Origin of the sequence: Ignatzschineria sp. F8392 (assembly GCF_002252045.1) — a bacterium.
In the GTDB taxonomy this organism is placed as follows: Bacteria; Pseudomonadota; Gammaproteobacteria; order Cardiobacteriales; family Wohlfahrtiimonadaceae; genus Ignatzschineria.
This window is the reverse complement of the sequence record NZ_NEFF01000004.1, coordinates 172,015-187,003: the sequence shown is the minus strand read 5'-3', so window position 1 is coordinate 187,003 and position 14,989 is coordinate 172,015. Positions and strand designations below refer to the sequence as shown.

General features: G+C 41.6%; 9 protein-coding genes. 3 read left to right on the top strand and 6 right to left on the bottom strand.

Annotated elements, in window-relative coordinates; genetic code table 11:
- Positions 1-297: 297 nt before the first annotated feature.
- The 3 genes from putP to fumC form a co-directional block, all read right to left on the bottom strand.
- On the bottom strand, positions 298-1,893 hold the full coding sequence (putP, locus tag B9T19_RS07970) for a sodium/proline symporter PutP (protein ID WP_094568094.1): 1,596 nt from the start codon (positions 1,891-1,893) through the stop codon (positions 298-300).
- Positions 1,894-2,227: 334 nt separating this feature from the next.
- Positions 2,228-5,431, bottom strand: coding sequence for a bifunctional proline dehydrogenase/L-glutamate gamma-semialdehyde dehydrogenase PutA (gene putA, locus B9T19_RS07965; RefSeq protein WP_094568093.1), 3,204 nt, complete (start codon positions 5,429-5,431; stop codon positions 2,228-2,230).
- Positions 5,432-6,197: 766 nt separating this feature from the next.
- Positions 6,198-7,592: a class II fumarate hydratase gene (fumC, locus tag B9T19_RS07960; protein WP_094568092.1), complete on the bottom strand. Its 1,395-nt coding sequence runs from the start codon at positions 7,590-7,592 to the stop codon at positions 6,198-6,200.
- Positions 7,593-8,130: 538 nt separating this feature from the next.
- Between fumC and B9T19_RS07955 the strand changes: the two genes are divergently transcribed.
- Entirely contained in the window at positions 8,131-8,685 is a 555-nt protein-coding gene (locus B9T19_RS07955) for a class I SAM-dependent methyltransferase (protein ID WP_094568091.1), read from the top strand.
- Here B9T19_RS07955 and lplT read toward each other — a convergent pair.
- Positions 8,661-9,908 (bottom strand): lysophospholipid transporter LplT, encoded by a 1,248-nt coding sequence (gene lplT / locus B9T19_RS07950; RefSeq protein ID WP_233146823.1) that lies wholly within the window; start codon positions 9,906-9,908, stop codon positions 8,661-8,663. The two genes, B9T19_RS07955 and lplT, sit on opposite strands and share 25 nt — an antisense overlap.
- Positions 9,905-12,067, bottom strand: coding sequence for a bifunctional acyl-ACP--phospholipid O-acyltransferase/long-chain-fatty-acid--ACP ligase (gene aas / locus B9T19_RS07945; protein ID WP_094568090.1), 2,163 nt, complete (start codon positions 12,065-12,067; stop codon positions 9,905-9,907). Before aas ends, lplT begins: the two co-directional genes overlap by 4 nt.
- Positions 12,068-12,455: 388 nt before the next feature.
- Between aas and B9T19_RS07940 the strand changes: the two genes are divergently transcribed.
- On the top strand, positions 12,456-13,040 hold the full coding sequence (locus B9T19_RS07940) for a TetR/AcrR family transcriptional regulator (protein ID WP_094568089.1): 585 nt from the start codon (positions 12,456-12,458) through the stop codon (positions 13,038-13,040).
- A 70-nt stretch (positions 13,041-13,110) separates the two neighbouring features.
- Positions 13,111-13,731: an outer membrane protein gene (locus B9T19_RS07935; RefSeq protein ID WP_094568088.1), complete on the top strand. Its 621-nt coding sequence runs from the start codon at positions 13,111-13,113 to the stop codon at positions 13,729-13,731.
- 129 nt (positions 13,732-13,860) lie between these two features.
- On the opposite strand, the gene B9T19_RS07930 is transcribed toward B9T19_RS07935, so the two are convergent.
- Complete coding sequence (locus B9T19_RS07930) at positions 13,861-14,988, bottom strand: ABC transporter permease (RefSeq protein ID WP_094568087.1); 1,128 nt, start codon at positions 14,986-14,988, stop codon at positions 13,861-13,863.
- Between the last annotated feature and the right edge of the window lies 1 nt (position 14,989).

Below are 14,989 nucleotides of genomic sequence, written 5' to 3'. Positions count from 1 at the left end.
GAAGCACGCAGAGGAGCTCTCCGGCAATAGAAAGATTGCCATCTGTCGGCATGAGATTCATGGAAGAACGGGATGGTAAGATCCGACAGCGTTCAGCCTCTTTTGTTTAATGGATAAAAGAGGCAGTAGAAAGATTACCATTTTGCCGGCGCGTGCTCTTTGGAAGAGTGCAGGAGTAAGATCCGGCAACTCAACAGCTTCTCTTATTACTATTTTGAAGCAGATAAAAAAGGGTACTCGTTCATAGAGTACCCTTAATTTATGTTGTTTTTGCTAATCAAAGATGATTAGGGATAATTATGAGCGCATCGCCTCTTTATAGGCAACTGCCGTCTCATCGAAGCGATCCATAATTTTTTGTGAAGGACGGCTAAAGAGACTGACGATGACAATCGTGATTGAAGCGAGAACAAATCCAGGAACAATCTCATAGAGATTTAGAATGGGGAATTGTGCGAGGATATCGGTTACTTCAACATTACCACTTGCGGCTAACCACTCTTTAAGTTTCGGGAAGATAATAACGGTTAGAGCACCAACAATCATGCCGAAGAGAACCCCATTACGTGAAGTACGTTTCCAGAAGATAGAGAAGATTACCACAGGACCAAATGCTGCACCAAATCCTGCCCATGCATAGGAGACGAGCGAAAGAACTTTACTATCAGGATTGTAAGCAATGTAGATTGAGATCGCGGCAACAAGGAAGACCATCATACGACCAATCCAGACTAACTCACCATCAGTTGCTTTTGGACGGAGGAATCCTTTGTAGAGATCTTCTGTTAAAGCACTTGAAGAGACCAGTAATTGGCAACTTAAGGTACTCATAACTGCCGCTAAAACACCTGAAAGAACAATACCGGCAATCCATGGATTTAAGAGTACTTTTGCTAACTCCATAAAGATCGATTCAGCATTACCTTTCACCACTTCACCTGCAGCATTAATACCCCCTAAGACATTGATCCCCTCTTCCGGATGCTCTAAGAAATAAGCATAACCGAAGAAACCGACAGAAACAGCACCAATTAAGCAGAGCGCCATCCAAGTAATAGAGATACGGCGTGCCGCTGGGATTGTTTTTACAGAATCTGCAGCCATAAAGCGAACAAGGATATGAGGCTGACCACAGTAACCTAAACCCCATGCAAGGAGAGAAACAATGGCAATCCATGTTAATCCATGGGTGAAGTTGAGGTGTTTTTCGCTCTCATTACGTACCACTTCAATGGTATTCATAATGTCAAATTCCCCAAAGTTGTTCATCTTTAAGATGACAACAACAGGAACTAAGAGAAGAGCAAAGATCATCAATGTTGCTTGAACGGTATCAGTCCAACTAACGGCGAGGAATCCCCCAATAAAGACATATGCAATTGTAGCAATTGCACCGACCCAAATCGCAACATCATATTGCATGTTGAAGGTAGATTCAAAGAGTCTCGCACTTGCGACAACACCAGAAGCACAATAGATAATGAAGAAGAAGAGGATGATAATGGCAGAGATAATTTTAAGAATTTTACTCTTATCATCAAAACGGCTGTGGAAGTAATCAGGTAGTGTTAACGCATCATTCGCCTTCTCTGTAAACATCCGTAGACGACCTGCGACAAAGAGCCAGTTAAGATATGCCCCTAATGTAAGGCCGATGGCAATCCAAGATTCAGAGATACCGGCAATAAAGACAGCGCCGGGAAGGCCCATCAATAACCAGCCACTCATATCAGATGCTCCTGCCGAGAGCGCGGTGACGACACTTCCTAGGCTTCGACCTCCGAGGATATAGTCAGAAAGATCTTTTGTTGATTTATATGCATAAAACCCAATTCCAATCATCGCAATAATATAGATGAAGAAGGTTATATGCAGCGGTTGTAGTCCACTCATGTAATGCTCCTTTGATTCATTTTGGTGGTATGTAACGATCGATCACTTTTAGATTTTTAGTTAGATCTTTACCGTTTTAAAACGATCATCTTTAATCTCAAATCAAAGGGGAGAGTAACTCTCAGCCTAAGGGTTGAAATATTGATGCTAAAAGTGAGTCGTTATCTTCTCTTTTACTTTTCTTTTAAATAGATTAATAGAATAGATTTAATATAGATTAATTGAATATGATTAACAGAACTCATCTTGCAGAGCGATCCACCACAATGGAACAAAAAAGGATAATTATGCCATTTTTGCTCCAAAAGTGGGGATAAACTCTTTATGATGAATACTATTTAGACGAGGAGGATTCCTCTTTAGCCGGGTGGTCGCTCTGATTTCCCTCATCGACAGCATAAGCCTGGGTGAAGAGTGCTGCATCACCGCCAATGGCTGCTGTATTGATGGAGAGTGAGTGCTCACTCATAAAGCGGAGTAGGTAGTTAGGCCCACCTGCTTTTGGCCCTGTTCCTGAAAGACCCATACCTCCAAAGGGCTGTACTCCAACAACCGCCCCGACCTGATTACGATTGACATAGAAGTTCCCAATACGAGCGCGCTCTACAATATCATTGACGAAGGTATCATTACGGCTATGAATCCCCATCGTTAAGCCATAGCCTGAACGGGTCACCTCATCTAATAGGCGTGGAAGATCATCACGATGGTAACGAACAATATGGAGGATCGGTCCGAATTGCTCTTTTTCTAATTCTAGGATCGAATCGATCTCAAAGATTACCGGGGAGATATAGAAGCCATTTTGGCAAGGGCTTTCAGGTGCTTGTGCAATCAGTTTTCCTGCGGCAGTTAACTTCTCGATATGCTCCATTAAGCCTGCTTTTGCACGCGCATCAATAACGGTGCTTACATCGGTTTTTCGCTCGAAGGGGAGTCCGACAACATAATCGGCAAGCGCACCTTTGAGAAGCTCAATAATGCGATCCGCAATCTCATTTTGGAGATAGAGAACACGAAGCGCAGAGCAACGTTGGCCGGCACTGACAAAAGCAGATTGAAGAACGTCGCGCACCACCTGTTCGGGAAGTGCCGTTGAATCAACAAACATCGCATTCTGTCCGCCTGTCTCTGCAATTAACATCGGAATAGCCCCATCACGTTCAGCGAGATTACGATTGATCGCTTTTGCTGTTCCTGTTGAGCCTGTAAAGCAGACGCCAACGACGCGAGGATCTTTAGTAAAGAGATCTCCTAGTACTTTTCCATCTCCGGGAAGAAGGGCAATTACAGATTGTGGCAGACCTGCGTCAAAGAGAAGCTCTACAGCGCGATAAGCGATCATCGGCGTTGCTTCTGCCGGTTTTGCTAATACCGTATTCCCCGTCACAAGTGCGGCAACAACTTGACCAAGGAAGATCGCCAGTGGGAAGTTCCAAGGGCTAATACAAGCAATCACCCCTTTTCCACTATAGAAGAGCGTATTGCGTTCACCTGTTGCACTGCGGAAGAGAATCTCATCTTGATACTTCTTCGCTTCCATTGCATAGTAACGGCAAAAATCGACCGCTTCACGGACTTCATCAACACCATCTTGGATTGTTTTTCCCGCTTCTAAGCTACAAAGTGCAATGAGCTCTTCACGGTTTGCTTCTAATAGATCGGCAAATTTTTCAATAATTTCTGCACGCTTCTCAAAACCTAAAGCATTCCAATCAAACCATGCGGATTGCAGTGTTGTGATTGCAGCTTCAACATTTTCAGCAGTTGCGGTACTGACTTTACCCACAAAGCGTTTCTGATCAGCAGGGGAGTAACTCTCTACAAAGGGATTGCCAACAACATTTTTCCCACCAATAATGGGTGATGCTTCCCAATTTTTTTGTAGGAATTTCTCATAAGCTTCAGAGAAGGGATTCCAAGTTGAGCTAATATTGCTATTGAGGCCACGTGAGTTACGGCGCTTTCCGTAGAGGTTATCTGAATAGATTACCGCAGGGTTTTTGATCGAATCATATTGAGAGAGAAGAGTAATCGGATCTTCAACTAAAGATTCAATTGTTACCTCAGGATCGACTAGTTGATGAACAAATGAAGAGTTTGCCCCATTTTCGAGGAGGCGGCGAACCAGATAGGGAAGAAGGTCATGGTGCTTTCCGACCGGCGCATAGATACGGACGCTACAACCACGTTTCTCCATCACCTCATTGTAGAGAGCTTCTCCCATACCGTGGAGACGTTGGAACTCAAAATGAGGATTATTGGCCATATCACTAATATTGAGAATAGCGGTCACTGTCTGTGCATTATGGGTCGCAAATTGTGGTTTGATATGATTTTGCGCCATTGGTGAGAGGAGGTATTTTGCACAAGCGAGATAAGAGATATCGGTACTCTCTTTACGTGAAAAGAGTGGGAAGTTATTTAAACCACGAACTTGTGAATCTTTAATCTCGGTATCCCAATAAGCACCTTTCACAAGACGAACAGGGATTGTTGTCTTTTTCGATTTTGCAAGTAGAGTTGCCCAGATTAAGGTGGGAAGTGCATGCTTAGCATATCCTTGGACCACTAATCCTAATCCGCCCCATTGAGCGATCTCATTAACTTCAAGAAGCTTCTCAAAGAGTTCCAAGGAGAGCTCTAAACGATCGGCTTCTTCCGCATCGATACTGATCTCAACTTCTCGTTCCTTACCTAAAAGTGCTAACTCTTTAACACGCTCGAAGAGCTCGCTCATTACCAAATCTTTATTAGCCACATTGTAGCGAGAATGTAGCGCAGATAACTTAATCGAGAGTGACGGCTTAGGACTCTTAGGGAGCGGGCTCTCTTTTCCAACTGCGAGGAGCGCTTGTTTATAATCTTGAAAATAACGTTCGGCATCCGCTTCAGTCATCGCCGCTTCTCCGAGCATATCGAAGGTATAGGTATACCCTTTATCTCGGAGCTTTCTACCATTAGAGAGTGCTTCTTCAATTGTCTCACCTAAGACAAACTGTTTTCCCATCACCTTCATCGCCTGGTAAGTCGCCCGGCGAATAATCGGCTCACTCAATTTGTTACAGACTCGTTTAAAGATCCCGCTTGCTTCATTTACATCGATAATATTCCCGGTGAGGATCAATCCCCAGGTTGCAAAATTAACAAGGCTTTTATCACTATTTCCGCGATGGCTCTCCCAATCGATTCCTGTTAATTTATCTTTAATAAAGGCATCGGCAGAAGCTTTGTCGGGAATTCTTAGATACGCTTCTGCAAGACACATCAAGACTAATCCCTCTTTTGTGGAGAGATTATATTCACGCAAGAGTGCATCTAACGAGCTCTCAATATCGGGCTTACTACGAATATCCTGAATAAGAGAGAAGGTCTCTTGGCGAATCTTATTTGATGTGGTGGCATCAAACGTTAAACTCTCTTTCAATCTGTTAACACAGATATCCTCATCTTCAAGATAAGTCTTACCGATCAATGGAAAGAATTCCGTGGGGGATAATGCCGGTAATTGCTGATCTTGTAAAATTTTTGTGAGCATCACTCATTCTCCTCTGATGTGAAGATCAATCGATTTAATCTCGTGATTAAAATCCTTTGTTGACATTTTTTGACACTTTTGCGTTATTAGTGCTATCTGAATATTTGTAATGAACATTACAGCTCATTACGAAATCTGTTGAACCTAACTCTTTTGAACATATTTAGATTAGGTTATTTTAGGTTATTGAATCTATTCTCTTTTACTTCTCATATTTCTCATATTTTTGCGACGGCAATCCCATTTTGAGGGGTAGAAAATCATTGGTCAGGTCATTGATTAGGCTTTTACTAGATCGACACTGATTTTGGTTACTGATCTCTACTACCGCTCGAGATGATTGCCTCTATATTGATTTGTGATTTGCCTTATGAGATCGCCTTGTGATTATAGTTGGAGGTGATCATTTTTGGTGATTAACTTAATCATTAAAATAAATACTTTATTATCAATCACTAAGCGGCATTTATTTAAATATTTAAAAGATCTGTAAAGATATATCATTACTACTCAATAATAACAACCTATGGGGGTGCTTATAAATTGCACTTCTTGCTTTTTATCGACGTTTGATGGGCTGTTTTAGATAAAAAAACGCCACCTCTTTTTTAGGGGTGGCGTCTATATCTTGAAGTTCACTTCAAGATTTATTTCAATACTCAATACTCATTTCAATATTAATTAATAAATTAAGAGTTAAGAAATTAATAAATTAAGAGTTAAGAATGATTGAAATGGTTTTGAATCACTACTTTGATTACTTCGATTATTTTAATGATCCTACCATCTCTGAAGGAACAACCCATTGATCAAACTCTTCTGCTGTTAAGTAACCTAACTCTAATGCAGATTCTTTGAGCGTCGTTCCTTTAGCATGTGCATTTTTCGCAATCGCTGCTGCTTTATCGTAACCGATATGGGTATTGAGAGCAGTTACTAACATTAAGGAGTTATTCACTAATTCTGTAATGCGGTCACGGTTAGGCTCAATACCAACAGCACAGTGATCATTAAAGCTCTCCATTCCACCGCCTAAAATACGGACAGATTGAAGGAAGTTATTGATGATCATTGGACGGAAAACATTAAGCTCAAAGTTACCAGAAGCGCCGCCGATATTGATCGCAACATCATTTCCAAATACTTGCGCACAGCCCATTGTTAAAGCTTCAGACTGTGTTGGGTTAACTTTACCCGGCATAATAGAGCTACCTGGCTCATTTTCTGGAATAGAGATCTCACCAATACCAGAACGTGGACCAGATGCTAACCAGCGAACATCATTAGCGATCTTATTGAGCGATGCTGCAAGACCTTTAAGTGCGCCATGAGCCTGTACTATTGCATCGGTTGTTGCTAATGCTTCAAACTTATTGGGAGCGGTGATAAAAGGCTCTTTTGTGAAATCAGCGATCTCTTTTGCAACACGAACGGCATATTCTGGGTGAGTATTGAGTCCAGTTCCCACAGCAGTACCGCCAAGTGCAAGTTCATAGAGATGGGGAAGAGCAGCTTCAATATGCTTCTTACTATGCGCTAACATCGCTTCCCAGCCAGAGATCTCTTGCCCTAATGTTAAAGGCGTTGCATCTTGAAGATGGGTACGACCAATTTTTACGATATCTTTAAATGCTTCAGACTTCTCTTTAAATGTTGCATGAAGACGATCTAACATCGGTAAAAGTAGACGTTTGATCTCTAATACTGCCGCAATATGCATCGCAGTTGGGAAGGTATCATTGGAGCTTTGAGCTTTGTTCACATCATCATTAGGATGCACTAGTCGCTCTTCACCACGAACGCCACCTAATAGTTCACTTGCACGGTTTGCCAATACTTCATTCATATTCATATTGGTCTGAGTACCAGAACCTGTCTGCCAGAGAGAGAGGGGGAATTCTGAGTTATGTTTACCTGCTAAAACCTCATCTGCAGCAGCAATAATCGCTTCTGCTTTTTTAGCATCTAAAGCGCCTAGATCCATATTCACTTTAGCTGCAGCACGCTTAACAATTGCTAAAGCTTCGATCAGCTCTTTAGGCATTTTTTCAGTAGAGATCTTAAAGTTCATTAATGAACGTTGAGTTTGTGCTCCCCAGAGTTGATTACTAGGAACCTGCATCTCACCCATGGTATCTTTTTCAATACGAAAATCGGTCATCGGTTAATTACTCCTTACTATGTTTTAGTGATAAATAGATTGACTGCTAACTTTATTGTTTATTTGTATCTTCAAATTTGTATCTTCAAATTGTGCACTTAATTGTGCATCTAATTACATATCTCATCATGATGCCATAGAAAAAACTTTCAGACTACGTTTTAACTACATAAGGGCGCTTCCTAAAAACTCAAGGTAGCGCCTTTTTTTCTTTCAGTTTTCTTGTCACGTTTCTCTGAGTATCCGCTAAAATGGCGATTATCTTCAGGTTCCTATCAACATCTTATTTACATTATCATACATTATCAGCGATCCATTGCCGCTCTTATCGTAACCTCCTGGAGAACAAATGTGCAATTTTGGTCTTAAGATTTGATCTTAAGAAATGGTTAGAGGATGAAGATGGAGATGAAAAATGAGGGAAGTTAAAAATTTGAGATAAAAAACTGAGACAATTGATCAAGCATTAAACAACTACTTACCACGATTTGTTATAATGAAACTCTGCACTACCTAATAAAGGATAATCAAACAAGATATGGCATCTTCTTATAAGAAGCATCTCACCTATATACAAGGTTTTATTCAATCGCCTCGTAGTATTGGAACATTGATGCCCTCATCGCCGACACTCTGCCGGGCGATGGTTTCAGAATTAGATTGGAATCAACCCAATTTAAGAGTGGCGGAATTAGGTGCTGGTGATGGTGTTTTAACAAAGCATATACTTCATGCAATGTCTGCAGATTCAACATTGGAGGCATATGAGATCAATCCACTCTTTTTTGCCGACTTGGAAGGGATCAGTGATCAGCGCCTTACGCTCCATAAACATTCAGCAGAGCGGTTGAGTCAACCTTACAATATTATCTTCTCTTGTCTTCCTTTTTTATCCCTTCCCCTGCGCGTTTCCTTAAAGATTTTGCGCTCAGTCTTAGCGATTTTGCAACATACCGGTGGTGATTTTATCCTTTTCCAATATACCCAAAGAATGGAGCGTGTACTCTCCCGCTACTTTCAGTGGGAGCGAAAGCGGGTGGTTAAAAATTTCCCTCCTGCTTATGTCTATCATTGTCGTGCAAAGATTCGATAACGTCGCGCTTCAACAAAGAGCATCATGACACTTAAGAGAAAGAGTAGAGCAAAGAGTGCCATTAACCCTTGAATAGAGATGAGGGAAAAACTAGCAAGAGCACCGAAGAGCCCAATCATTAGAAGCATGACACTATTTTCACACAGATTTTGAATGGCGATGGCACTTCCTACACTTTTAAAGAGCGAACCGCGTGTCTGGAGCAGTGCATTGAGTGGAATTAAAAAAGCACCGCCACAAGCGCCGATCAAGAGCAGAAGAATAATTGTAAAGAGATAACTCTCCTGCAGAAGAAAGAGAAAGATTAAGAGCGCCATAAAGATCCCCGATAAGAGGCTAATAAAGAGCGTTCCACTACGAATAAAGAGTGCGGCAAAGAGTGTGCCGATAATAACACCGATGCCAACAATAACGCTCAGCTGTGATACCATCTCTGTACCGCCCCCTAGTCGCTCTCTTACCCAATCATTCAGGAGTAGCTTTAAAGTTGCAACGCCGGCCCAAAAGAGTGCAGTACCCATAATTGCAAAACGGGCACGATGATCCTTAAAGAGTATTTTGAGTGTGGTGATGAAGATGTGCCAAATTAGTGGGGGTGAGAGGGATTTACGATTTTTGACATGGATGGTGGGAATAAGAAGGTTAAAGAGTGTCGCAAGTAGATAGGCCGTTAATGTTAAGAAGATGGCGTAGTAGGGTGCTTTTTCAGCAAGAAAGCCACCAAGCGCCGCACCCGATAGAATCGCAATAATGGTAGATCCCTCGATTAAACCATTTGCTTTAATAAGTAATTTTTCTGTTACAAATTGACTTAAGATACCAAACTTTGCCGGAGAGTAGATCGCCGCCCCTAATCCAACAAAAGCATAACTTAGAAAAGGGCTAGCGCCGATAAAGAGTAGCAGTACGCCGACAATTTTTAGCCCATTTCCCCACATCAAGATCTTTGATTTAGCGATATTATCTGCCAAAAAGCCAACAATAGGCGCAAGCGCAATATAGAAGAGAAGAAAAGAGCCTTGAAGAATATAGCTACTCTCTCGACCATAGTGACTATGTTGCAAAAGTTCTAAGAGCGCAAAAAAGAGAGCATTATCGGCAAAGGCAGAGAAGAATTGAGCATTTGCTGTTGTGATAATGCCACGATTAAAGAGGCGCTCCTGCTTGAGGGGAGGAGCGGCATTGCTATTGTTAATACTGTTAGTACTGTTAGTCATCATCATACGGTAGACTCTTCTATAAGTGCATTGAGAGCGGGGTAATTAATTTTGCCACTACCTAGGCGAGGAAGATCAGGCAGAAAACGGCAATCTTTACTAATGGCTAATTCTGATAGCCCTAATTGGCGGGCTGTGGTTGCTAAGGCCTTGCGGTCAGGATCTGCAGGAATCGTTGAAAAGATCACAATCGCTTCCCCTTTAGCGCTATCTTTCCGAATAACGGCAGCATGTTGATAATCGGGATAGGTCTCTCGAAAGAGGCGCTCTGCAGTCTCTAGTGAGACCATTTCCCCGGCAATTTTGGCAAAGCGTTTAATACGCCCCTCAATCTTTAAGAATCCTTCAGAATCGATAGTGACGATATCGCCGGTATCATACCAACCATCATGTTGATCGAGATAGTCAGTAGAGAGTTCACCGGGAGTATCTGCAAAGAGATAACCCTTCATAATATTGTCCCCTTTCACTAAGAGCTTTCCACCACGCTCAATTCCCTCAACGGGTAGGAGCTTAGCCTCCATTCCGGGAAGAATCTTTCCTAAGCGATCAGCTTTATAATTACTTGGGAGATTGATTGAGATTACAGGGGCGCACTCTGAGGCCCCATACCCTTCTAAAATACGAATACCAAATTTTTTAAGCCAACTCTCTTTAACATGATCATTGAGCTTCTCGGCACCTGCGACCACATAACGGAGTGATGAGAAATCAAGAGGATGAGCATAGCGTGCATAATTTTGGAGAAAGGTAGAAGTTCCAAAGAGAACCGTTGCTTGTATCTCATAGATCATCTCCGGAATGATGCGATAATGTAAGGGTGAAGGGTAGAGAAAAGCTTTTGAACCAGCTAAGAGTGAGGTGAGAAGCCCTACGGTTAGGCCAAAGGCGTGAAAGAGAGGGAGCGTGACCATAAAGGTATCTTTGGGCGAGAAATCGGCAACAGTATGGAGCTGTTCAACATTGGTTAATAATGAACGGTTACTATGAACAACTCCTTTAGGAATTCCTTCTGAGCCGGAGGTAAAGATAATAGCTGCTTCCGCATCGGGATCTATCGTTGGAAGATGACGAAGGGGATGACGCCTTGCCCAAAAAGCCCAAACTTTATCACTAAAACGAATCTGTTTTTTAAGATCTTCCAGATAGAGCCACTGAATTTGAGGGAGTGCCGTGACGATCGATTCTAATTTAGCCTCTTTAAGGAAACGTCTTGAGGTGATGATCTGTTTAATATCTGCAGCAATAAGCGCGACCTTAATACTCTCTAATCCTGAAGTGTAATTGATAAGGGCAGCACTTCTTTGAATCGCATTGAGACCAAAGAGGGTAATGGCCGCAGCAGAGGTGTTCGGTAACATAAGACCTACTCGTTCATTCTTAACAGTTACGCGTGAGAAGAGACGAGAGAAGAGAAGAGAATAGGTGATCAATTGCTGATAGCTGATACTCTTGCGGGTAATATCTTCTAGAATGGGGCGTTTTTTACCAAATTTATCACGGGCAGCGATTAGGCTCGCAAAGAGGGTTGTCGGTTGAAAGGTCTGTAAGCGTGTATTCATTAAAATTTCCTGCGTCTTATTGGCAAGTTCATGGTGAGAGATTCTTCTCTTACGCTGAGAGGCTTGATCAGTTGCATGAGAAGCGGATTCAGGGAATGAGAGATATTGCGGCGCGTCAACGTCAATTGTAATTTTGGGAAAGGCGCGTTGTTTAATCACACCTTTTAAGCGGCTAAAGTAGCTCATCTCGGCCCCATTGAGGTAGACAGGAATAAGTGGTTTGCCACTCTTTTGCGCAATAAAAGCAGCGCCTTCATAAAACTTCATAAAGCTCCCGGTCAAGGTGATACGACCTTCCGGAAAGATCACAACACTCTTTCCCTTCTCAACATGTTGTAAAAGATGTTTAATTGCCATAGGGTGACGAGGGTCAACTGTTAAGTGGGGAACAAAACGGAGCAAGGGGCGAAAGTACCAGCGGGCAGCGATACGGCGATCGATCACAAATAGAGGCCGTTGAGGTAGATAGAGCCCTAGAAGGATTCCATCAAGAAACGATTGGTGATTACAGATAATCACTCCCTCTACCTTTTTGCTCTGCGGATCAATATTGAGCTCAACACGGTAGAGTAACTTAAATAGAAGATGTAAAAATCGACGCATATAGCCCTCTGTTTTTTTAAGTTTATAATTTTTATGTTTATAACTTTTAAGGTTCTAAATTTTAATCTCAAATCTTAAATCTCAAATCTCGCAGATTATGGAAGATGATCAATAAGGTAAACGATAGTTAACTTTTGCTAGGTTATTCTCTTCTTTGAATGAAGTCAAGAAAAAGTAATCGATCGTTAACTTTTAGATTCACTTTTAGATTTATCTTCATTATCGATCTCAATTGTATGATAGATAACGCCTAAATTATCTAGAATACCGATACTTAAAGAGAAGATTGTATAGCGAAGATTGTAACAGCGTTTAAGATGTTGCAGGCATAGAGGCCGATCTCTGCTATACTAAACGTTAACAATTGTTAGCTTTTAAGGAGAGAGATATGAAATTTGATTTTTCAAGTGAAGGGAGTAAAAGTCGTTATCTGATTGCGGCCTTAAGGCTCTTTGCTGAGAGAGGTTATGATCTTGTCTCTGTGCGAGATATCTCTAAGGAAGCAGGGACATCGGAAGCGGCGCTCTATAAGCACTTTAAGAGTAAGGAGGAGATGGCACTCTATCTCTTTCGCCTAATTTTAAAGCGCTATACTGCAAAGATTGGTGAGATTGCTCGAAATCAGACACTTACGACTATTGAGCGCTTACAAAAGATGCAACATTATACTTATGATCTCTATCACGCAGATCCTGCAAGTGTGCAATTTGCGCTACTCTCCCAATATAAATTTTGGACCTCGGTAGAAGATGAGTTAAAACCCCATTACTGGATGCAGAAATTATTACAAGAGGGACAAGCATGTGGGGAGATTGATGATCGTATTTCACTTGCGACGCTTGTGTCACTCTATACCGGGCTAATTTTAGAACCATTGATTCAATATCCCTATTTTGAAGAGGATCATGCCTCTTGGGAGCACTTTTCTGTAGAAATAAGATACACAATCAATAAGTTATTGCAGAAATCTTGACCCAGCACAAGAGACTTTACCGAGCTATGTTATAGTGATATTTCGTACAATCAGATTAGGATAATTGATTATGAAAAAGTTATTTATCGCATCAGTACTATCAACAATGGCACTCACCTCTTTCACTGTGGCGCAAGAGTATAATCAATACCTTTCGGCAAAAGGCGTTTGGAGTTATGCTACCGATAAATTTGAACTCAATGATTCAGGGAGCTTCAAAAAGAGCAAAGGGGTTGCCGGTATTCGAATCGCTTATGGGATGACTATTCCGCTTGAAAAGAATCAACTTCGTACGGAGTTAGAGTATGGCTACAATGGTAAAGTAAAGTTTACAATTGATGGTGATAATAGTGAAATGAAAGCGCAAACGGTGATGCTCAATGCATATTATGATTTCGATACAGGAACACAATGGCGCCCCTATTTAGGCGTTGGTTTGGGATATGCGCGTCTAAAAAATCAATTTTCTAATCATGAAGAGCAGCAATATGCTTCAAAGAGCAAAGGAAACTTTGCATGGAATATGAGTATTGGTACCACATATGCGATCGATAGAAATGTCGCCTTCGATCTAAGTTATCGTTTTACCGATTATGGGAAGGTATCGCAAGATAATCATACCTACTTTGATGTGAAAAAGACCAAGCAGCGCGCCAATGAATTAAATTTTGGGGTTCGCTATAGCTTCTAAAAGATTTTAACAATCTTCTAATGAGGCTTTAATTGAAAGGTTTAATTAGAGGATTTAATTAGAAGATTTAATTGCAAAAACGCCGCTCTCATCTGAAAGCGGCATTTTTTGTTATATCGTATCCATCTATTATGCCATCTGCCCAATCGTATTCTTAAAGCGGCGATTGGCGAAGAAGAAAAAGGCAACACCAATTAAGATTAGATAGAGCATTGAGGGCCAAACAATGGATAATCCTGCACCTCTAAAGAGAATCGCTTTACCTAGCTCAATAAAGTGAGTTGTAGGGGCTAATAGCATAATATTTTGGATCAGTTCCGGCATACTCTCTCTTGGCGTCATTCCTCCTGAGAGCATCTGTAGCGGAACTAATACTAGGAGTAAGAGCATACCAAACTGTGGCATATTGCGTGCAATTGTCGCAAGATAGATCCCAATAGAGGTGGTTGCAAAGAGATTGAGTGCCGCGCCTAGAATAAAGAGTAGAATAGAGCCTTCGATAGGAACATCTAAAGCACCTTGAACCACAAAGATTAAAGAGAGGCTCGATGCGATTAAAACCACTAAGCCCATCGCCCAAACTTTCGATAACATAATCTCAAATGGGGTTAAAGGCATCACAAGTAGATGCTCAATGGTTCCTCTCTCCCGCTCACGAATCACCGCAGCGCCCGTTAGGATGATAGAGAGCATCGTTACTAAGTTGATCACCTCATTAATAGCGCCAAACCAAGAGGCGGTTAAGTTAGGATTAAAGCGCATTCTTTCAACGATATTAACGGGGAGGTCCGCATCAATTCGCTCTCGCTTAAGATACTCTCTTACCTCTGCATTAATAATCTGATTGATAATCATATTTCCCGTAAAGCCTTGGGTCATACGTGTCGCATCGATATTAAGCTGGATTGTAGGCTCTCTTCCACCTAAAAGATGCTGTTGAAAGGAGGGGGGAATATTGAGAACAAAAGTATATCTTCCCCGATCCATTCCAGAGTCCATCTCATTGAGTGTGATCTCTTCAGGTAGTGTAAATTGCGGTGGATAGAAGGCGCTCTGAATTCTCTCTGAAAGGGTAGATCGATCTTCATCGACAATCGCAATTGCCGCATTTTGTAAGCCATCAGGGACAGCTGTTGCTGCTGTGTAGACCGAAACGGTAAAGGTAAATGCAATAAGAATAAGCAGCATAGGATCACGAAAGAGTGACCAAAGCTCTTTTACCCCTAAATTGTAGATATTTGCAAACTTTGTTTTCATC